The following is a 20039-nucleotide window of genomic DNA, read 5'->3' as shown; positions in this document are numbered from 1 at the left end:
GGTCGCCGCGAGCCTCAACGCACGACCACGTCCTACCCTCGACATGCGGACCCCAGCCCAAGCGCTGGACCAGCTGCTGGCCAACCGGCCAGCAGCCTGACCGTTGCTAACACCGGTTGACCTCGCCGAGAGTTTCGACGCCACGAGGGCCGACTCGGCGCACCACGAGGGCCGACTCGCGCAACCACGAGGGCCGACTCGGCGCACCACAAGGGCCGACTCGCGCAACCACTCGGGCCGACTCGGCGGGCAGTGGCAGGGGACGACGACAAGAGGCCCCGACCTGATGGTCGGGGCCTCTTGCGTGTGTGTGCGCCTCCGGCAGGATTCGAACCTGCGGCACCTGGTACCGGAAACCAGTGCTCTATCCCCTGAGCTACGGAGGCAGTGCATCGCGGCGATGCGAGTCGGGACACTACCCGCCGAACCTGCCTGAGCGGAAACCGGGACCCGCCGATACCCTTGCGGGGTGACTCCTGACCAACTGTCCTCCAGCATCGTTGACGCCCTCCGGGCCCTCGTGGCATCCGGTTCGGTGACGCTTCCCGACGGGGTTCCCGCGTCGGTGACGGTGGAGCGACCGCGTCAGCAGGGGCACGGCGACTACGCCACCAACGTCGCGCTCCAGCTGGCCAAGAAGGCGGGCACCAACCCGCGGGCGTTCGGCGAGCTCCTCGCCGAGCAGCTGCGCACCGTCGAGGGCATCGACGCGGTCGAGGTGGCCGGTCCCGGCTTCCTCAACATCACCGTGGGCGCCGCCGCCCAGGGCATCGTCGCCGCGCAGGTCGTGGCACGCGGCCAGGACTACGGCACCAGCGAGACCCTCGCCGGGAACAAGATCAACGTCGAGTTCATCTCGGCCAACCCCACGGGCCCGCTGCACCTGGGCCACACCCGCTGGGCGGTGCTCGGCGACGCGATCGGCCGGGTGCTGTCCGCCGCCGGTGCCGAGGTGACCCGCGAGTTCTACATCAACGACCGCGGCGTGCAGATGAACCACTTCGCGGCCTCGATCCTCGCCGCGGCGCTGGGCGAGCCCACCCCGCAGGACGGCTACGCCGGCGCCTACATCCAGGACCTCGCCCGTGCGGTCGGCGAGGCGCAGCCGGGGATCTACGACCTGCCCGAGCCCGAGCGGCTCGCCGCCGTGCGCGAGAAGGGCTACGAGATCCAGCTCGGCGAGCAGCGCGGGCAGCTCGACCTGTTCAACACCCACTTCGACGTGTGGTTCTCCGAGCGCAGCCTGCACGAGGGCGGCGAGGTCCCCGAGACCCTCGCCCGCCTCAAGGGCCTGGGCCACGTCTTCGAGGACGGCGGGGCGCTGTGGATGCGCACCACCGACTTCGGCGACGACAAGGACCGGGTGCTCATCAAGTCCGACGGCGAGCTGACCTACTTCGCCTCCGACACGGCGTACTACCTCAACAAGCGGGCGCGTGGCTTCGACCACTGCATCTACCTGCTCGGCGCCGACCACCACGGCTACGTCGGCCGGCTCCGGGCGATGGCGGCGTGCGTCGGCGACGACCCGGACAAGACCCTCGACGTGCTGATCGGCCAGATGGTCAAGATCCTGCGCGACGGCGAGGAGATGCGCCTGTCCAAGCGGGCCGGCACCATCGTCACGCTCAACGAGCTGGTCGAGGAGATCGGCGTGGACGCGCTGCGCTACTCCCTGGCGCGCTACCCGGCCGACAGCCCGCTCACCCTCGACGTCGCGGAGATCACCCGCGCCTCGGCCGACAACCCCGTCTACTACGTGCAGTACGGCCACGCCCGCACCTGCCGGATGATGGAGAACGCCGGCGAGCTCGGGATGAGCATCCCGGAGGACCCCACCGAGGGCTTCGACCCCTCGCTGCTGAGCCACGAGTACGAGGGCCGGCTGCTGCGCGCGCTGGCGGAGTTCCCGCGCGTGGTCGCCAGCGCCGCGGAGCTGCGCGAGCCGCACCGGGTCGCGCGCTACCTCGAGGACACCACCTCGGTCTTCAACAAGTGGTACGACACCCGCGAGTGCCGGATGCTGCCCCAGGGCGACGAGCCGGCCGGCCCGGTCAACCAGGCGCGCCTGGTCCTGGTGGCCGCCACCCGCACGGTGCTCGCCAACGGCCTCGGCCTGCTCGGCGTCTCCGCACCGGAACGGATGTGACCTCGGTGACCCACGAGGCAGGGTGGGCGCACGCGCCCGGAGCCCTGCGCGGTCCGTCCTGGCTGCGCCCGCCCGCGGACGCCAACGATCTCGTCGCCCCGCTGTGGTCCACGACCGCGCGGAAGGTCGACGGCGTGCTCGAGGTCGGCGGCGTCGCGCTGCCCGACCTGGTGGCGCAGCACGGCTCCCCGGCGTACGTGCTGGACGAGGCGGACTTCCGCGCCCGTGCCGGCGCCTTCCGAGACGCGTTCGCTGCGTACGACGTCTACTACGCCGGCAAGGCGTTCCTCAGCACCGCGGTGGCCCGCTGGGTGGCCGAGGAGGGTCTGTTCCTCGACGTGTGCAGCGGCGGCGAGCTCACCGTCGCCGAGCGCGGCGGCGTCCCGATGGAGCGCGTCGGGTTCCACGGCAACAACAAGTCCGCCGAGGAGCTCACCCGCGCCGTGCGCCTCGGGGTCGGGCGGATCATCGTGGACTCCTTCCACGAGATCGACCGGCTCGCGGCCATCACCGAGGAGCTCGGTGCCACCGCCCGCGTCATGGTCCGCGTGACCGCCGGCGTGGAGGCGCACACCCACGAGTACATCGCCACCGCCCACGAGGACCAGAAGTTCGGCTTCTCCATCACCTCCGGCGACGCCCTCGAGGCGGTACGCCGGGTGCTCGCGGCGCCGGGCCTGGAGGCGCGCGGCCTGCACAGCCACATCGGCAGCCAGATCTTCGACTCCTCCGGGTTCGAGGTCGCCGCGCGCCGCGTGCTGGCCCTGCACGCGCGCATCGCCACCGAGCTCGGCGTCGAGCTGCCCGAGATGGACCTGGGCGGCGGCTTCGGCATCGCCTACACCACCCAGGACGACCCCTCGCGCCCGGACAAGCTGGCCGCGGAGATGACCCAGATCGTCGAGCACGAGTGCCGCGCCCTGGGGATCGCCCGCCCGCACCTGTCCATCGAGCCCGGCCGCGCGATCGTCGGCCCGGCCATGTGCACGGTCTACGAGGTCGGCACCGTCAAGCAGGTCCACCTCGACGGCGGAGCGGTGCGCACCTACGTCTCGGTCGACGGCGGCATGAGCGACAACATCCGTACGGCGCTGTACGACGCCGACTACTCCTGCACGCTGGCCTCGCGCGCCTCCGACGCGCCGCCCGTGCTGGCCCGCGTCGTCGGCAAGCACTGCGAGGCCGGGGACATCGTGGTCAAGGACGAGTTCGTGCCCGGTGACGTGGCGCCGGGTGACCTGCTCGCGGTGCCCGGGACCGGCGCGTACTGCCGCTCGATGGCCTCCAACTACAACCACGCGCTGCGGCCCCCGGTGGTCGCTGTGCGGGACGGGTCGGCGCGCGTCGTCGTGCGCCGCGAGACTGTGGACGACCTGTTGGCAACCGACGTGGGTGATCAGTGATGGTGTTTGGACAGGCTGACCGGACGGGCAAGGCCCTGAAGGTGGCCGTGCTGGGTTGCGGCTCCGTGGGCTCGCAGGTGGTGCGCCTGCTCCAGGAGCAGTCCGCGGACCTGGCGGCCCGGGTGGGCGCGCCGGTCGAGCTCGTCGGCGTGGCGGTGCGCCGCCTCGACGCGCCGCGCGAGGTCGCGCTCCCCGAGGAGCTGCTGACCACCGACGCCCACGGGCTCGTCGCGCGCGAGGACGTCGACCTGGTGGTCGAGGTCATCGGGGGCATCGAGCCGGCCCGCTCGCTGATCCTGGCCGCGCTGGAGAACGGCGCGAGCGTGGTCACGGCCAACAAGGCGCTGCTCGCCGAGGACGGCCCGACCCTGTTCGAGGCCGCGGCCAAGGCCGGGCGCGACCTCTACTACGAGGCCGCCGTCGCCGGTGCCATCCCGATCCTGCGCCCGCTGCGCGAGTCGCTGGCCGGCGACCGGGTCACCCGCGTGCTGGGCATCGTCAACGGCACCACCAACTTCATCCTCGACAAGATGGACACCTCCGGTGCCGGCTTCGAGGACGCGCTCCAGGAGGCCCAGGAGCTGGGCTACGCCGAGGCCGACCCGACCGCCGACGTCGAGGGCTTCGACGCCGCCGCGAAGGCCGCGATCCTCGCCTCGCTCGCGTTCCACTCCCGGGTCACCGCCTCCGACGTCCACCGCGAGGGCATCTCCGAGGTCCGCTCGGCCGACGTCGCCTCCGCCCGCGACATGGGCGCGGTCGTCAAGCTGCTCGCGATCTGCGAGCTCGTCCCGGTCGAGAACGGCGACGACGCGGTCTCGGTGCGCGTGCACCCCGCGATGATCCCGCGCTCGCACCCGCTCGCCTCGGTGCGCGAGGCCTACAACGCCGTGTTCGTCGAGTCCGAGGCCGCCGGCCAGCTGATGTTCTACGGCCCCGGCGCCGGCGGCGCCCCCACCGCGTCCGCCGTGCTCGGCGACCTGGTGACGGTGGCGCGCAACCTGCTCGCCGGCACCCGCGGCGCGGGGGAGTCGGCGTACGCCGACCGCGCGGTGCTGCCGATGGGGGAGGCCCGCACCCGCTACCACGTCGCCATCGACGTCGAGGACCGCGCCGGCGTGCTGGCCGCGGTCGCGACGACCTTCGCCGACCACGGCGTCTCGATCAAGACGGTCCACCAGGAGGGCCGCGACCTCGACGCCCAGCTCGTCGTGGTCTCGCACGAGGCGACCGATGCGCAGCTCTCCGCCACGGTGGAGGCGCTGCGCGGCATGGACATCGTCAGGGACGTGACCTCAGTGATGCGGGTCGAAGGAGAAGCAGAGTGAGCACCATGGCAGCAACCCACCAGTGGCGCGGCGTCATCGAGGAGTACCGCGACCTCCTCGACATCCCGGAGGGGACCCCCGCCGTCACGCTGCGTGAGGGCGGCACCCCGCTGGTGCACTCCGAGTGGCTCTCCGGGCTCACCCAGGGCGAGGTGTGGCTCAAGGTCGAGGGCTCCAACCCGACCGGGTCCTTCAAGGACCGCGGCATGACCGCAGCCATCTCGGTGGCCAAGCACGAGGGCGCCCAGGCCGTCGTGTGTGCCTCCACCGGCAACACCTCCGCCGCGATGGCCGCGTACGCCGCCAAGGCCGGCCTCAAGCCGCTCGTCCTCGTCCCCGAGGGCAAGATCGCGGCCGGCAAGATGGCGCAGGCGATCCTGCACGGCGCGCAGGTGATCATGGTCCGCGGCAACTTCGACGACTGCCTCGCGATGGCCCGCGGGCTGGCCGACGAGTACCCCGTCGCGCTGGTGAACTCCGTCAACCCGGTCCGCCTCGAGGGCCAGAAGACCGCGGCGTTCGAGATCGTGGACTTCCTCGGCGACGCCCCGGACTACCACCTCCTCCCGGTCGGCAACGCCGGCAACATCTCCGCCTACTGGCTGGGCTACAACCAGTACGCCGCCCTTGGCCGAGCGACCCGCAAGCCGGTCATGCGCGGCTTCCAGGCCGCCGGTGCGGCTCCGCTGGTCAACGGCGCCCCGGTCTCCGACCCGGAGACGAAGGCGACCGCGATCCGGATCGGCAACCCGGCCTCCTGGCACCTCGCCGAGGCCGCGCGCGAGGAGTCCGGCGGCTGTTTCGAGTCGGTCACCGACGAGCAGATCCTGGCCGCCCAGCGCGAGCTGGCCTGCCGCGACGGCGTCTTCGTCGAGCCCGCCTCGGCGGCCGGCGTCGCCGGGCTGCTCCAGCAGCTCGCCGCGGGGGTCTCCTACACCGACGCGCAGGTCGTGGTCACCGTCACCGGCCACGGGCTCAAGGACACCGCCACCGCGCTGGAGGGCTTCGGCCCGCTCGTCGACACGGTCGTCGACGCCGACGTCACCGCTGCGGCCCAGGCCGCAGGCCTCGCCTGAGCGCGTGGTGAGCTTCGTCGAGGGCCCGGTACGGGTCTCCGTCCCCGCGACCTCGGCCAACCTGGGCCCGGGCTTCGACGCCCTGGGCCTGGCCCTCGACCTGCGCGACGACCTCGAGGCCGAGGTCCTGGCCTCGGGCCTGGTCGTCGAGGTCGAGGGCGCGGGGGCCGACGGCGTACCGCGCGACGAGTCGCACCTCGTGGTGCGGGCGATGCGCGCGGCGTTCGACGTGATGGGGGCGCAGCCCCCGGGGCTGCGGCTCTCGTGCCGCAACGTCATCCCGCACGCCCGCGGCCTGGGGTCCTCCTCCGCCGCGATCGTCGGCGGTGTCACCCTGGCGCGCGCCCTGGTCGCCGGCGGCTCGCTGCTGCTGGACGACGACGCGCTGTTCCGCCTCGCGGCCGACCTCGAGGGGCACCCCGACAACGTCGCGCCGGCGTTCTACGGCGGCTTCGTGATCTCCGGGCACGAGGACGGCGCCTTCTGGGCGGTCGGGTCCGCCGTGGACCCGCGGGTCTCGGCGGTCGTCTTCGTGCCGGCCGAGGGCGTCACGACCTCGGTGGCCCGAGGCCTGCTGCCCGCCACGGTGCCGCACGCCGACGCGGCCGCCGACGCGGGCCGCGCCGCGCTCCTCGTCGCCGCCCTCGCGGGCCGACCGGAGCACCTGCTCCTGGCCACCCGGGACTACCTGCACCAGGACTACCGCCGCCCGGCGATGCCGGCCTCAGTGGAGCTCGTGGACCGGCTGCGCGCCCGGGGGATCCCCGCCGTCGTGTCCGGCGCGGGCCCGACGGTGCTCGCCTTCTGCGGGGGCCGCGAGGTCCCCGGCACCGACGAGCTGCTCGCGTGTGCCCCGGAGGGCTGGGCGGTGCACCACCTGGCCGTCGACGTGCAGGGAGCCCGCACGTCCTGAGCGGTACGGCGCGCGGCCCCGACCGGGGCTGCGCGTCTCCATCTCCGGGCCACACCCCGGTGGTACATTGACGGCGCGCCGCTCTGATGCGGCGCGGCAGCCGCGACCTCCCGCACGGGAGCCCCGCGGGTGCGACCCTCTCCGAGTCTCCGCGGTTCGCTCCGCATCCGGGTCCTGCGATCGTGCACCCGGGCAGTGGAGAGGACCAGACTCCAGCAGCCGGGTGCTCCTCGTGACGCACCGGCACTGAACGTGGGAAGGACCTCACGTGAGCGACAGCAACGACACCCCCGCCGCCTCCGCCCAGGCGCCGGCGGCGCGCAAGCGCGGCAGCGGCCTGAACTCCCTGCTCCTCGCCGACCTCAAGGCGATGGCCGGCGGGCTCGGCATCTCCGGCGCCGCGACGATGAAGAAGGCCCAGCTGGTCGACGCGATCAAGGCCGCCCAGTCCGGTGGCCAGTCGGGTGCGCCGGCGAGCCAGCCGTCCGGCCCGGTCGCCGCGGCGGAGAAGCCCCGGGTCGTCACCCGCACCCGCGGCCGGGCCGCGGCCCGCACGGCCGAGCCGGCCGCCGACTCCGCGGCCGAGGCCGCGGAGCCGACCGCCGCGACCGAGGCGACCCGCACCGACACGCGCCAGGACGACGCGCCCCGCACCCAGGAGACTGCGCCCGAGACCGGGAACGCACCGCGTGCCGAGGCCGGCGAGCAGGCAGAGCAGCAGCAGGCCCGCCGCGAGCGCCGCTCCCGCGAGGACCGTGCCCAGGACGCGCAGGGCGGGTCGAAGGACGGTGCTCGTGAGGGTGGCCGCGACGGTGGCAAGGACTCGCGTCGCGACGCCGGCAAGGACGGCAACCGCGAGCAGCGTCAGCGCTCCTCGCAGGACAAGCAGCAGGACAAGTCCCACCAGGACAAGCAGCACCAGGACAAGCAGCACCAGGACAAGCAGCACCAGGACAAGCAGGACCGGCAGGACCGCAGCCAGGAGCGGCAGGACCGCCAGGACCGCAACCAGGACCGACAGGACCGCAACCAGGACCGCGGTCAGCACCAGAACCAGAGCCAGCCCCAGGGCGACCAGCACGAGGACGACGAGGACGGGCGCGGGCGCAACCGGCGCCGTCGCGGCCGCGAACGCAACCGCCCCGGCGGCAGCGGTCGCAACGAGCCGGACACGACCGTCCTCGAGGACGACGTGCTGGTGCCGGCGGCCGGCATCCTCGACGTGCTCGACAACTACGCCTTCGTGCGGACCACCGGCTACCTGCCGGGCCCCGACGACGTCTACCTGTCGCTGTCGATGGTGCGCCGCTTCGGCCTGCGCCGCGGTGACGCCGTGGTCGGCCAGGTGCGCCAGCCCCGCGAGGGCGAGCGCAAGGAGAAGTTCAACCCGATGGTGCGGGTGGACAGCATCAACGGCTCGGACCCCGACGCGGCCCGCGACCGGGTGGAGTTCTCCCGCCTGACCCCCGTCCACCCCTCCGAGCGGCTGCGCCTGGAGACCGGCGCGGACAACCTGATCGGGCGGATCATCGATCTGGCCGCGCCCGTCGGCAAGGGTCAGCGCGGCCTGATCGTCTCCCCGGCCAAGGCCGGCAAGACGATGGTGCTGCAGTCGATCGCCGCCTCGATCACCGCCAACAACCCCGAGTGCCACCTCATGGTCGTGCTGGTGGACGAGCGCCCGGAGGAGGTCACCGACTTCGAGCGCTCGGTCAAGGGCGAGGTGATCTCCTCGACCTTCGACCGCCCGCCGTCGGACCACACCGTGGTCGCGGAGCTCGCCATCGAGCGGGCCAAGCGGCTCGTCGAGCTGGGGCACGACGTGGTGGTGCTGCTCGACGGCATCACCCGCCTCGGTCGCGCCTACAACCTGGCCACCCCGGCGAGCGGGCGGATGCTGTCCGGCGGCGTCGACGCCGCGGCGATGTACCCGACGAAGCGCTTCTTCGGTGCCGCCCGCAACATCGAGAACGGCGGCTCGCTCACCATCCTGGCCACCGCTCTCGTCGAGAGCGGGTCGGCGATGGACGAGGTGATCTTCGAGGAGTTCACCGGCACCGGGAACCTCGAGCTGCGCCTGAGCAAGGACCTCGCCGAGCGGCGCCTGTTCCCGGCGATCGACGTCACGGCCTCCGGCACCCGCCACGAGGAGCTGCTGTTCAGCCCTGAGGAGACCGCGGTGGTCGCGAAGCTGCGCCGCCTGCTGGCGGAGTCGGGCGTCCCACAGGCGCAGGAGCTGCTCCTCGAGCGCCTGCACGGCACGAAGAGCAACGTCGAGCTGCTCATGCAGGTGCAGCGGACGGCGTCCGAGGGCGTCTGACACCACGAGCACGCCGCGAGGGGCGGGCGGGGGCGGCACGCAGGTGCACCCCCGCTCCGCCCCTGGCGACAGGTGGGACGGACCGGGCGCACGCCGGGTCCGACAGGGATACGCTGACCGGCAGTGTCCGCAGAGTTACAGGGGGGTTTGCTCGTGGCACGGATCCTGGTCGCGGACGACGATGTCGACATCCGCGAGCTGGTGGAGTTCAAGCTGTCGACGCTCGGCCACGAGATCACCGCGGTGGCCGACGGCCAGGCGGCGATCGACGCGTGTCGGTCCAGCCGGCCCGACCTGGCCGTCCTCGACGTGATGATGCCGGGCGTCTCCGGCCTGGACGCGATCCGGTCCATCCGGGCCGACCCGGCCCTCGCAGACCTCCCGGTCATCCTGCTCACCGCACGGGCCCAGGAGTCTGACGTGGAGAACGGGTTCGACTCGGGCGCCGACGACTACATCACCAAGCCGTTCAGCCCCCGCGAGCTCGCCTCGCGGGTCGAGGCGCTCCTGTCTCGCATCGTCTAGGGGCGCGGCGACCCGCTGGCCGAGCTCGTCGAGACCCGCGCCCGCCCGGGGTGACGCGGCCGACACCGGTGACCGGCCCCGTGGGGAATGACCCCGATTACCGCTGCGTTGGCTGCAGTGGCACACTTCTGTGCTGGTTCCGGTTCACGTCCAGTCCGCACCCCGCGGCGGCGACCCGGCGGCTGAGAGGACACCATGAAGAAGGACATCCACCCCACCTACGTCGAGACCCAGGTCACCTGCACCTGCGGCGAGACGTTCACCACCCGTAGCACCGAGACCTCGGGCCAGATCAAGGCCGACGTGTGCTCGCAGTGCCACCCGTTCTACACCGGCAAGCAGAAGATCCTCGACACGGGCGGCCGCGTCGCCCGCTTCGAGGCCCGCTACGCCAAGGCAGCCAAGAAGTAGCTGTCGCCCAGCACCGGTCGTCGCCCTCGGGCGGCGACCGGTGCTTGCATTTCACGGGCCCCCGGGCCCGTGTCCGGGCCCGGTGCGGGCCCTCACCAGTCGATCAGCGGTGCAGTCGAGGAGAGTCGTGTTCGAGGCCGTCGAGGGGATGCTCGCCGAGCATGCCGACCTGGAGCAGCGTCTCGCTGCTCCCGAGACCCACGCGGACGCCCGGCTCGCCAAGCGGCTCAACAGCCGCTACCACGCGCTGTCGGCGATCGTGTCGACCTGGCGCGACTGGCAGCGTCTCGGCGAGGACATCGAGGCGGCCCGCGAGCTCGCCGCCGAGGACCCGGCCTTCGGCGAGGAGCTCACCGCGCTCACCGGGCAGCGCCACACCGCGGAGGAGCGGCTGCGGCGCCTGCTGGTCCCGCGTGACCCGGGCGACGACAAGGACGCCATCCTCGAGGTCAAGTCGGGGGAGGGCGGCGAGGAGTCGGCCCTCTTCGCCGGCGACCTGCTGCGCATGTACACGCGGTACGCCGAGGCGCAGGGCTGGAAGGTCGAGCTGCTCGACGCCACCCCGTCCGACCTGGGCGGCTACAAGTCCGTGACGGTCGCGGTGAAGGCGAAGGGCACCCCGGCGCCGGGTGAGGCGCCGTACGCGCAGCTGAAGTTCGAGGGCGGCGTGCACCGGGTGCAGCGGGTGCCCGTCACGGAGTCCCAGGGACGGGTGCACACCAGCGCCGCGGGCGTCCTGGTGCTGCCCGAGGCCGAGCAGGTCGAGGTCGACATCGACGACAACGACCTGCGCATCGACGTGTTCCGCTCCAGCGGCCCGGGCGGGCAGAGCGTGAACACCACCGACTCGGCGGTCCGCATCACCCACGTGCCCACCGGGATCGTGGTCAGCTGCCAGAACGAGAAGAGCCAGCTGCAGAACAAGGAGCAGGCGATGCGCATCCTGCGGGCGCGGCTCCTCGCCGCCGCCCAGGAGGTCGCCGACGCCGAGGCCAGCGACGCGCGTCGCAGCCAGGTGCGCACCGTGGACCGCTCCGAGCGGATCCGCACCTACAACTACCCCGAGAACCGGATCTCCGACCACCGGACCGGCTACAAGTCCTACAACCTCGACCAGGTGCTCGACGGGGCCCTCGGGCCGGTCATCGGGTCCTGCCTCGACGCCGACTTCGCGGCGCGCCTCGAGGCGCTGGAGCAGTGAGCCGTCCCCGCCGCCGCGAGCTCCTCACGGACGCCGTCGCCCGGCTGCGCGAGGCTGGTGTCGCCAGCCCCGAGCACGACGCCGCCGAGCTGCTGGCCCACGTGCTCGGGACCACTCGCGGCGCGCTGGTGCTCCTCGACGAGGTCGACCCCGACCGTGCGGCTGCCTACGACGCGCTGGTGACGCGGCGGGCCGCTCGCGAGCCGCTGCAGCACCTGACCGGCGTCGCCTGGTTCCGCCACGTCGAGCTGGCCGTCGGGCCCGGCGTCTTCGTGCCGCGCCCGGAGACCGAGCTGCTCGCCGGCTGGGCGGTGGAGCGGGCCGCCGAGGTCCTGGTCGAGCGCGGCGAGTGCGTCGTCCTCGACCTGTGCACCGGGTCCGGCGCCGTCGCCAAGTCCCTCGCCGACGAGGTGCCCGGCGCCCGGGTGCACGCCGTCGAGCTGGACCCCGACGCGCACGCCTGGGCCGAGCGCAACCTCGCCGGCACCGGCGTCGAGCTGCGCCTGGGCGACATGGCGACCGCCTTCGAGGAGCTGGTCGGCACCGTGGACGTGCTGACCTGCAACCCGCCGTACATCCCCCTCGAGGCCTGGGAGTCGGTCGCCCCCGAGGCGCGCGACCACGACCCGCACCTCGCGCTCTTCTCCGGCCAGGACGGCCTGGACGCGCTGCGCGTGCTCGAGCGTCGTGCCGCGGTGCTGCTGCGCGGCGGGGGAGTGGTCGGCGCGGAGCACGCGGACGTCCAGGGCGAGTCGGCGCCGGCGGTCTTCTCCGGCACCGGGCGCTGGGCCGACGTCCGCGACCACCGCGACCTCGCGGGCCGGGCTCGGTTCCTGACAGCCCGGCTGGCACGATGGGCGTCGTGACCGAGCGCTTCCCCACCACCACCGACGACGAGCGCGAGGCGGCCGTCGCCGCGGCCACCACCGCCGTCCGGCGCGGTGACCTGGTCGTGCTGCCGACCGACACCGTCTACGGCATCGGCGCGGACGCCTTCGACGCCGCCGCGGTCGCGGGCCTGCTGGCGGCGAAGGGCCGGGGCCGCGAGATGCCCCCGCCGGTGCTGGTCAGCTCCGCCACCACGCTCGACGCCCTCGCGGCCCAGGTGCCGGAGTGGGCGCGTGCGCTGGTCGAGGAGTTCTGGCCGGGACCGCTGACGCTGGTGTGCCACCAGCAGACCTCCCTGCAGTGGGACCTGGGCGACACCCGCGGGACCGTCGCGGTCCGGATGCCCGACCACCCGGTCGCGCTGGCCATCCTGGAGCGCACCGGCCCGCTCGCGGTGAGCTCGGCGAACACGACCGGCCTCCCGGCCGCCACCGACGCCGACGCGGCCGAGGAGATGCTGGGGGAGTCGGTCGCGGTCGTCGTGGACGCCGGCCGGTCCCCGGGCGGCGAGGCCTCCACGATCATCGACGCGACCGGGGAGCGCGGCCGGGTGCTGCGCCGGGGCGCTCTCTCCCTCGCGGACCTCAACGCCGTGCTCGAACCGCTCGGCGCCGCGCTCGTCGACGAGGGCTAGGCACGTGCGCGAGTACATCCTCGTCTTCCTGGTCGCCGCGGGTGTCACCTCGCTGCTGACGGTGTTCGCCCGCGAGATCGCGTTGCGCACTGGCGCCGTGGCGCGGGTGCGCGACCGCGACGTCCACGACGAGCCGATCCCGTACCTCGGCGGCCTGGCGATGCTCGGCGGCCTGGTCGCCGCCTACCTGGTGGCCCGCGAGCTGCCGTTCCTCTCCCTCGGCGGGCCGTTCGTCTTCAAGGACGCGGGCATCGTGCTGATCGCCGGCGCCCTGATCTGCGCGGTCGGGGTCCTTGACGACCTCTTCGAGCTCGACGCGCTCACCAAGCTCGGCGGGCAGGTCCTCGCGGCCGGGTTCCTGATCTTCTTCGGGATCCAGTACTTCTACTTCCCCTGGACCAACGGGGTGCAGTTCTCCCTGGAGGCCACCCAGGGCGCGCTGCTCACCGGGTTCGTGGTCGTCGCCACCGTCAACGCCGTGAACTTCGTCGACGGCCTGGACGGGCTGGCCGCCGGCGTCGTGGGCATCGGCGCGATCGCGTTCTTCGTCTTCTGCTACGAGCTGACCCGCCTCAACAGCGCCGACCGGGCGACCACCGCCGCGCTGCTCAGCGTCTCGCTGGCCGGTGCCTGCGTGGGCTTCCTGATCCACAACTTCCACCCCGCCCGCCTCTTCATGGGCGACAGCGGGTCGATGCTGATCGGTTTGGTCCTCTCCGCCAGCGCGGTGACGCTGACCGGGCAGTTCTCCGGCTCCCAGATCGCCGAGGGCGGCGCGGGCACCCAGGCGAGCCTGCTGCCCACGCTGCTCCCGCTGCTGCTACCGGTGGCGATCCTGATCGTGCCGCTGCTGGACCTGGTGCTGGCCGTCGTACGCCGGACCAGGGCCGGGCGCTCGCCGTTCGCGCCGGACAAGCAGCACCTGCACCACCGGCTGCTCGAGATCGGGCACTCCCAGCGGCGTGCCGTCTTCATCATGTGGACCTGGGCCGCCCTGGTGGCCTTCGGGACCGTGATCCCCTCGCTGTACAGCGGCGCATGGGTCTGGATCGCCCTGGGCATCGCCCTCGCGCTGACCGTGGCGCTGACCTTCCTGCTGCCGGTCCTGCACAAGCCCAAGCTCCTGGAGGCCCTCGACGAGCCCGCCGAATAGGCGCCCGCGGCGCCTCGGGACACCCCACGGGAGACCGGGCAGGGGGGCGGAGAAGCCCGTTCCGAAACCTTGTGATAGTTTTCACGAGCGGTCCCGATGGGCCGCGCCCGTGCCCCGAGCGTCATCCGGGACACAGCCAGACCGCCACACGAACGACGGGCCGCCGATCTTGCCGACGACCATGCCGACCAAGCCGACCATGCGGTCGGCCGACCCGCACCGCCACAGCGGCGTGCGGGTGCTGGTGTGGGCTGCGTCGACGACGGCGGGCCTGGGGCTCGTGGCCGGTGCGGTCGGTGGTCTCGTGAGCGGTTCGGCCGCTGCGCTCGGCGTGCTCGTAGGGGCACTGATCGCCGTCCTGGTCTTCGCCTTCGGCTCCTTCACCGTGAACACGGTGGCGGGGCTGATGCCGGCGGCGTCGTTGCTCTTCGCGCTGCTGACCTACGCCCTCCAGGTGCTCCTGCTGCTCGTCGCCCTCGTGGCGATCGAGCGTGCGGGCCTGGTCGAGGACACCCTCGACCGGGTGTGGCTGGTCGGCGGGATCATCGGCGGAACGCTGGTGTGGATGGTCGCGCAGGTCGTGTGGACCGTGCGCGCCCGGATCCCCGTCTACGACCTCCCGACCGGTGGTGCGGGCCGTACCGCCTCCACCACGGACGCGGGGGATCGATGACCATCTCCGACTGCTACAGTCCGGTGCGCAATGGCTTCGAAAGACGCGCCGGAGAACGGCCAGGGACCACAACCCGACCCATGGCAGGCCTTCAGTCAGATCGTGGCCGGAGTGCTCCTGTACGGCGGCGCCGGTTGGCTGGCGGACCGCTGGTTGGGGACGACCTTCCTGGTGGCCATCGGCATCCTCCTCGGTGCCGGGTTCGGCATCTACATGGTCGTGAAGCAGTTCGGTCACGTGCCGCCCACAGACTCGAAGAAGTGACGTACATGAAGGAGACACGGCGTTGATCGCTGGGAACCTCGCAGCAGCGCTCGTCCCCATGGCCAGCGGTGGCGGCTTCACGCCCCCCGGTCCCGCGGACTTCGACCTGCCCCCGATCGTCGGTGGGATCACCAAGCCGATGGTGATGATCGTCCTCTCGGCGGTCCTCATCTTCGCGGTGACCTACGCGGCGTCGCGCAAGGCGGCGATCGTCCCCGGTCGCCTCCAGTACGCCGGTGAGTGGGCCTACGGCGGTGTCCGCAACGGCATCGCCCGCGACATCATCGGCACCGAGCACTACATGAAGTTCGTGCCGTACCTGTTCACGCTCTTCGCCTTCGTGCTGGTGAACAACTACTTCGGCCTGATCCCGCTCATCCAGTTCCCGACGTTCTCGCACTCGGGCTACGCCTACGGCCTGGCCGCGCTGAGCTGGCTGCTCTACAACGGCGTGGGCATCTGGAAGCACGGCTTCCTGGGCTACATGAAGCACACCTGCATCCCCGCCGGTGTCCGCGGCCCCGTGCTGCTGCTGATCGCCCCGCTGGAGTTCCTCTCCAACATCCTGGTGCGCCCCGTGACGCTGGCCCTGCGTCTGTTCGCGAACATGTTCGCGGGCCACCTCCTGCTGATCCTCTTCGCCCTCGGTGGTGAGTACCTCCTCTTCGAGGCGTTCTCCCCGATCAACGCCGTCGGCGGCGTGCTCGCCTGGGTCATGTTCTTCGGAGTCTCCGCCCTGGAGCTCCTGGTCATGTTCCTCCAGGCCTACGTCTTCACGCTGCTGACCGCCATGTACGTCTCAGGTGCTGTCGCCGACGAGCACTGAGCAGCACACCGTGCCCAGCGGGCCGGTGAGCACCCGAGAAACGAATCTCAAGCAGTACCAAACCGAAAGGAACACTCACCGTCATGAATGGTGACATCAACGGCTCGCTCAACATGCTCGGCTACGGCATCGCCACGATCGGCCCCGCCCTCGCCGTGGGTCTGATCTTCGCGGCCTACATCAACGGTGTGGCTCGCCAGCCCGAGGCCCAGTCGCGCCTGCAGTCGATCGCCATCCTCGGCTTCGCGCTCGCCGAGGCGCTTGCGATCATCGGCATCGCGCTCGCCTTCGTCCTTTCCTGACGCGCGACCCCCAAGACGAGGTGACCCATGCGTGAATCGATCCAGGCCGCGGGAGAGCTGAACCCGCTCATCCCGCACGTCTCGGAGATCATCCTGGGGGCCGCCGTCTTCCTGGTGCTGCTCCTGGCGATCCGGAAGTTCGTCGTCCCCAACTTCGAGAAGGCCTTCGCCGAGCGAACGGCTGCGATCGAGGGCGGCCTCTCGGCGGCCGAGACCAAGCAGGCCGAGGCCGACGCCAAGCTCGCCGAGCTCGAGAAGCAGCTCGCCGACGCCCGTCACGAGGCTGCGCGCATCCGTGAGGAAGCGCGTGAGCAGGGTGCGGTGATCGTCTCGGAGATGCGGGAGCAGGCCCAGGCCGAGGCTTCCCGGATCGTCGAGCACGGCAAGTCGCAGATCGAGGCGGAGCGGCAGCAGGCCGTCAACAGCCTCCGCGTGGAGGTCGGCACGCTGGCCACCACGCTGGCCGGCCGGATCGTCGGCGAGAGCCTGGACGACGACGGCCGTCAGGGCCGTGTCGTCGAGCGCTTCCTCGCCGACCTCGAGGCCGGGACGCCGGGGGTCAACTGATGACGAAGTCCTTCCGTGGCGCGTCGGCCGACGCCGTCGTCGCCCTGGCCGGGGAGCTGGAGTCCATGACGTCCGGTCCGGCCGCGGCGGCGGTGGCCGGCGACCTCTTCGCGGTCGCAGCGACGCTGCGCACCGAGGGTGCGCTGCGCCGCTTCGCCACCGACGCGTCGGTGCCCGTCGAGGCGCGTACCGGCTTCGTCGGTGACGTCTTCGGCGGCAAGATCGGCGAGCAGTCGCTCGGTCTGCTGCGCTCGGCCGTGTCGCGGCGCTGGATCGCCACGCGGGACCTGGCCGATGCCCTCGAGCACCTCGGGGTCATCGCGCTGGTCCGGTCGGTCGGCTCGGACGCCGGCCGGCTCGCGGACGAGATCTTCACGCTCGGGCGGGCCGTCAAGGAGAACCCCGAGCTGCGCGACGCGCTTGCCGATCCCACCCGGACGGTGAGCGCCAAGGCGAGCCTGCTGCGCTCGCTGCTGGAGGGCCGCTCGCTCCCGGCGACGATCGTGATCGCCGAGCAGGCCCTCTCCGGGAGCCACCGCACCGTGTCGGCGGCCCTCGAGGAGTACCAGAAGGTGGCTGCCGAGGTGCACGGGCGCAGCGTCGCCACCGTGAGGGTGGCCCGTCCGCTCTCCGAGGTCGAGCAGCGGCGACTGGGCGACGTGCTGTCGCGCCAGTACGGCCGGCCGATCCATCTCAACCTGCTGGTCGACCCGGCCGTCCTGGGCGGCGTCCGTGTCGAGATCGGTGACGACGTCATCGACGGCACTGTCTCCACCCGCCTCGACGACGCCCGCCGCCGACTCGTCGGCTGACCACCCCGAACACTTCGAAGACCAAAGAGAGAAGGAACGACGATGACGGAGCTCTCCATCCGTCCGGACGAGATCCGCGACGCGCTGCAGAAGTACGTCGCCGACTACCAGCCCGACGCCGCCAGCAAGGAAGAGGTCGGGACGGTCGCATCGGCCGGCGACGGCATCGCGCGTGTCAGTGGGCTCCCGTCGGCGATGGCGAACGAGCTGCTGGAGTTCGAGGACGGCACCCTGGGCCTGGCCCTGAACCTCGAGGACCGCGAGATCGGCGTCGTCATCCTCGGTGACTTCGAGGGCATCGAGGAGGGTCAGCCGGTGCGTCGCACCGGCGAGATCCTCTCGGTCCCCGTCGGCGACGGCTACCTCGGTCGCGTGGTCGACCCGCTCGGCACCCCGATCGACGGGCTCGGCGACATCGAGACCACCGGGCGCCGCGCGCTGGAGCTCCAGGCTCCCAACGTGGTCCAGCGCAAGTCGGTGCACGAGCCGCTCGCCACCGGCATCAAGGCGATCGACTCGATGACCCCGATCGGCCGTGGCCAGCGCCAGCTGATCATCGGTGACCGTGCGACCGGCAAGACCACGATCGCGATCGACACGATCATCAACCAGAAGCAGAACTGGGAGTCGGGCGACCCGACCAAGCAGGTCCGCTGCATCTACGTCGCCATCGGCCAGAAGGGCTCGACCATCGCCTCCGTGCGTGGCGCGCTCGAGGCCGCCGGTGCGCTGGAGTACACCACCATCGTGGCGTCCCCGGCCTCCGACAGCGCCGGCTTCAAGTACCTCGCGCCGTACACCGGCTCGGCCATCGGCCAGCACTGGATGTACGACGGCAAGCACGTCCTCATCGTGTTCGACGACCTGACCAAGCAGGCCGAGGCCTACCGCGCCGTGTCGCTGCTGCTGCGCCGCCCGCCGGGCCGTGAGGCCTACCCGGGCGACGTGTTCTACCTGCACTCCCGCCTGCTCGAGCGCTGCGCGAAGCTCTCCGACGAGCTCGGCGCGGGCTCGATGACCGGTCTGCCGATCATCGAGACCAAGGCCAACGACGTCTCGGCGTTCATCCCGACCAACGTCATCTCGATCACCGACGGTCAGATCTTCTTGCAGTCCGACCTGTTCGCGGCCAACCAGCGTCCGGCGATCGACGTCGGTGTCTCGGTGTCCCGCGTCGGCGGTGCGGCGATGACCAAGGCGATGAAGGCCGTCACCGGTTCGCTCAAGGTCGACCTGGCGCAGTTCCGCGCCATGGAGGCGTTCGCGATGTTCGCCTCGGACCTCGACGCCGCCTCGCGTCAGCAGCTGGACCGCGGCCAGCGCCTGATGGCGCTGCTCAAGCAGTCGGCGTACTCGCCGTACCCGCTCGAGGAGATGACCGTCTCGCTGTGGCTCGGCACCACCGGCCGCCTCGACCGCGTCCCGGTCGGCGACGTCCTGCGCTTCGAGAACGAGTTCCTCGACTACCTGCGCCGCGCGCACTCGGGCATCCTGTCCGCGATCCGCGAGACGCAGAAGTTCGAGGACGAGGCCGGCGTGACCGCGGCCTACGACGCCTTCCTGGACCAGTTCGAGACCTCGGACGGCGGCTCGGTCAAGCCGGGCAAGGAGAAGGCCGAGGCCCTCGAGGACGGCGTGCTCGAGCAGGAGCAGATCGTCAAGCAGAAGCGGGGCTGACCATGGCCCTATCGCTGCGTGAGTACCGCGCGAAGATCAAGTCGACGGAGTCGATGAAGAAGATCACGCGCGCCATGGAGCTCATTGCTGCGTCCCGGATCATCAAGGCGCAGCAGCGGGCCCAGGCGGCAGCGCCGTACGCCCGCGAGCTGACCCGCGCGGTCTCGGCGGTGGCGTCCCACTCCAAGGTCGACCACCCCCTGACCACCGAGGTGCGGACCCCGAAGCGTGCCGCGATCCTGGTCATCACCAGCGACCGCGGTCTCGCCGGTGCCTACTCCTCGAGCGTGCTCAAGGAGGCCGAGCGCCTCGCCGAGCGGGTGCGCGGAGAGGGCAAGGAGGTCGACTGGTACATCACCGGCCGCAAGGGCGAGGCGTACTTCAAGTTCCGCCAGCGCCCGGTCGCGCGTACCTGGACCGGCTTCTCCGACCAGCCCTCCTACGAGGTCGCCGCGGAGATCGGCAATGCGCTGATCGAGGCCTTCCTCAAGGAGCCCGACGAGGATGGCGTCGCCGACGAGGTCCACGTGGTCTACACCCGGTTCCGCTCGATGCTGACCCAGGAGCCGACCGCGATGCGTCTGATGCCTCTCGAGGTCGTCGAGGGTGTCGAGAAGCCCGCCGAGGCCGATCTGCTGCCGCTCTACGAGTTCGAGCCGTCGCCGTCGGAGGTGCTGGACGCGCTGCTCCCGCAGTACGTTCAGAGCCGGATCTTCTTCGCACTCCTGCAGGCGGCGGCCTCCGAGCTCGCCGCGCGCCAGAAGGCGATGAAGTCCGCCACGGACAACGCCGAGGAGCTCATCAAGAAGTACACCCGCATCGCCAACCAGGCCCGCCAGGCCGGCATTACCCAGGAAATCAGCGAGATCGTCGGTGGCGTCAACGCGCTGGCCGATGCGAACGCCGGGAGTGAGTGA

At 71.8% G+C, this 20039-nt stretch carries 20 protein-coding genes and 1 tRNA gene; 20 read left to right on the top strand and 1 reads right to left on the bottom strand.

The window, feature by feature from the left end:
• Positions 1–313: 313 nt before the first annotated feature.
• Positions 314–386 (bottom strand) — tRNA-Arg (locus HOQ23_RS16985).
• A gap of 83 nt (positions 387–469) precedes the next feature.
• Between HOQ23_RS16985 and argS the strand changes: the two genes are divergently transcribed.
• The 20 genes from argS (at position 470) to HOQ23_RS16885 (ending at position 20039) form a co-directional block, all read left to right on the top strand.
• Entirely contained in the window at positions 470–2149 is a 1680-nt protein-coding gene (gene argS / locus HOQ23_RS16980) for an arginine--tRNA ligase (RefSeq protein WP_172215995.1), read from the top strand.
• Positions 2150–2193: 44 nt separating this feature from the next.
• Positions 2194–3552, top strand: a complete 1359-nt coding sequence (gene lysA, locus HOQ23_RS16975; RefSeq protein WP_216654354.1) for a diaminopimelate decarboxylase — start codon at positions 2194–2196, stop codon at positions 3550–3552.
• Entirely contained in the window at positions 3552–4880 is a 1329-nt protein-coding gene (locus tag HOQ23_RS16970) for a homoserine dehydrogenase (protein ID WP_172215991.1), read from the top strand. The genes lysA and HOQ23_RS16970 overlap by 1 nt, the downstream gene beginning before the upstream one ends.
• Before the next feature lie 5 nt (positions 4881–4885).
• Positions 4886–5956 carry a threonine synthase gene (thrC, locus tag HOQ23_RS16965; protein WP_172215989.1) on the top strand — a complete coding sequence of 357 codons (1071 nt, stop codon included), beginning with the start codon at positions 4886–4888 and terminating at the stop codon, positions 5954–5956.
• 4 nt (positions 5957–5960) lie between these two features.
• Positions 5961–6869 carry a homoserine kinase gene (gene thrB, locus HOQ23_RS16960; RefSeq protein WP_172215987.1) on the top strand — a complete coding sequence of 303 codons (909 nt, stop codon included), beginning with the start codon at positions 5961–5963 and terminating at the stop codon, positions 6867–6869.
• A 268-nt stretch (positions 6870–7137) separates the two neighbouring features.
• Positions 7138–9189 (top strand): transcription termination factor Rho, encoded by a 2052-nt coding sequence (gene rho, locus HOQ23_RS16955; protein WP_172215985.1) that lies wholly within the window; start codon positions 7138–7140, stop codon positions 9187–9189.
• Positions 9190–9342: 153 nt separating this feature from the next.
• Positions 9343–9714, top strand: a complete 372-nt coding sequence (locus HOQ23_RS16950; RefSeq protein ID WP_172215983.1) for a response regulator — start codon at positions 9343–9345, stop codon at positions 9712–9714.
• A gap of 195 nt (positions 9715–9909) precedes the next feature.
• Positions 9910–10125: a 50S ribosomal protein L31 gene (rpmE, locus tag HOQ23_RS16945; RefSeq protein WP_153324503.1), complete on the top strand. Its 216-nt coding sequence runs from the start codon at positions 9910–9912 to the stop codon at positions 10123–10125.
• Positions 10126–10252: 127 nt separating this feature from the next.
• Positions 10253–11326: a peptide chain release factor 1 gene (gene prfA, locus HOQ23_RS16940; RefSeq protein ID WP_172215981.1), complete on the top strand. Its 1074-nt coding sequence runs from the start codon at positions 10253–10255 to the stop codon at positions 11324–11326.
• Positions 11323–12192: a peptide chain release factor N(5)-glutamine methyltransferase gene (gene prmC, locus HOQ23_RS16935; RefSeq protein ID WP_172215979.1), complete on the top strand. Its 870-nt coding sequence runs from the start codon at positions 11323–11325 to the stop codon at positions 12190–12192. Before prfA ends, prmC begins: the two co-directional genes overlap by 4 nt.
• The gene (locus HOQ23_RS16930) at positions 12189–12848 is read left to right on the top strand and encodes an L-threonylcarbamoyladenylate synthase (protein ID WP_367650551.1); all 660 of its coding nucleotides are present in this window, start codon (positions 12189–12191) and stop codon (positions 12846–12848) included. Before prmC ends, HOQ23_RS16930 begins: the two co-directional genes overlap by 4 nt.
• Positions 12849–12852: 4 nt before the next feature.
• On the top strand, positions 12853–14001 hold the full coding sequence (locus HOQ23_RS16925; protein ID WP_172215975.1) for an undecaprenyl/decaprenyl-phosphate alpha-N-acetylglucosaminyl 1-phosphate transferase: 1149 nt from the start codon (positions 12853–12855) through the stop codon (positions 13999–14001).
• A 181-nt stretch (positions 14002–14182) separates the two neighbouring features.
• Positions 14183–14674 (top strand): hypothetical protein, encoded by a 492-nt coding sequence (locus HOQ23_RS16920; RefSeq protein WP_172215973.1) that lies wholly within the window; start codon positions 14183–14185, stop codon positions 14672–14674.
• Between the two features lie 102 nt (positions 14675–14776).
• Positions 14777–14938, top strand: a complete 162-nt coding sequence (locus tag HOQ23_RS16915) for a hypothetical protein (protein ID WP_367650550.1) — start codon at positions 14777–14779, stop codon at positions 14936–14938.
• 22 nt (positions 14939–14960) lie between these two features.
• A complete protein-coding gene (gene atpB, locus HOQ23_RS16910; RefSeq protein ID WP_367650549.1) occupies positions 14961–15764 on the top strand; it encodes a F0F1 ATP synthase subunit A in 804 nt (267 codons plus the stop codon).
• 83 nt (positions 15765–15847) lie between these two features.
• On the top strand, positions 15848–16066 hold the full coding sequence (locus HOQ23_RS16905; protein ID WP_153324497.1) for an ATP synthase F0 subunit C: 219 nt from the start codon (positions 15848–15850) through the stop codon (positions 16064–16066).
• 27 nt (positions 16067–16093) lie between these two features.
• The gene (locus tag HOQ23_RS16900) at positions 16094–16633 is read left to right on the top strand and encodes a F0F1 ATP synthase subunit B (protein ID WP_172215969.1); all 540 of its coding nucleotides are present in this window, start codon (positions 16094–16096) and stop codon (positions 16631–16633) included.
• Positions 16633–17445 (top strand): F0F1 ATP synthase subunit delta, encoded by an 813-nt coding sequence (locus tag HOQ23_RS16895; RefSeq protein WP_172215967.1) that lies wholly within the window; start codon positions 16633–16635, stop codon positions 17443–17445. Before HOQ23_RS16900 ends, HOQ23_RS16895 begins: the two co-directional genes overlap by 1 nt.
• 42 nt (positions 17446–17487) lie before the next feature.
• Positions 17488–19122, top strand: coding sequence for a F0F1 ATP synthase subunit alpha (atpA, locus tag HOQ23_RS16890; RefSeq protein ID WP_172215965.1), 1635 nt, complete (start codon positions 17488–17490; stop codon positions 19120–19122).
• A gap of 2 nt (positions 19123–19124) precedes the next feature.
• Positions 19125–20039 (top strand): F0F1 ATP synthase subunit gamma, encoded by a 915-nt coding sequence (locus HOQ23_RS16885; RefSeq protein ID WP_172215963.1) that lies wholly within the window; start codon positions 19125–19127, stop codon positions 20037–20039.

Origin of the sequence: Nocardioides sp. zg-DK7169 (genome assembly GCF_013155365.1) — a bacterium.
Lineage (GTDB): Bacteria > Actinomycetota > Actinomycetes > Propionibacteriales > Nocardioidaceae > Nocardioides.
The sequence above is the reverse complement of the archived record's forward strand: the minus strand, read 5'-3'. Positions and strand labels throughout refer to the sequence as shown.

What these genes read in the sequence shown, in the direction of transcription:
- thrC (WP_172215989.1), top strand. Translation starts at nt 4,886, where the DNA reads ATGGCAGCAACCCACCAGTGGCGCGGCGTCATCGAGGAGTACCGCGAC.
- HOQ23_RS16895 (WP_172215967.1), top strand. Translation starts at nt 16,633, where the DNA reads ATGACGAAGTCCTTCCGTGGCGCGTCGGCCGACGCCGTCGTCGCCCTG.
- rpmE (WP_153324503.1), top strand. Translation starts at nt 9,910, where the DNA reads ATGAAGAAGGACATCCACCCCACCTACGTCGAGACCCAGGTCACCTGC.
- HOQ23_RS16920 (WP_172215973.1), top strand. Translation starts at nt 14,183, where the DNA reads ATGCCGACCAAGCCGACCATGCGGTCGGCCGACCCGCACCGCCACAGC.
- HOQ23_RS16970 (WP_172215991.1), top strand. Translation starts at nt 3,552, where the DNA reads ATGGTGTTTGGACAGGCTGACCGGACGGGCAAGGCCCTGAAGGTGGCC.
- HOQ23_RS16885 (WP_172215963.1), top strand. Translation starts at nt 19,125, where the DNA reads ATGGCCCTATCGCTGCGTGAGTACCGCGCGAAGATCAAGTCGACGGAG.
- HOQ23_RS16900 (WP_172215969.1), top strand. Translation starts at nt 16,094, where the DNA reads ATGCGTGAATCGATCCAGGCCGCGGGAGAGCTGAACCCGCTCATCCCG.
- HOQ23_RS16905 (WP_153324497.1), top strand. Translation starts at nt 15,848, where the DNA reads ATGAATGGTGACATCAACGGCTCGCTCAACATGCTCGGCTACGGCATC.
- atpA (WP_172215965.1), top strand. Translation starts at nt 17,488, where the DNA reads ATGACGGAGCTCTCCATCCGTCCGGACGAGATCCGCGACGCGCTGCAG.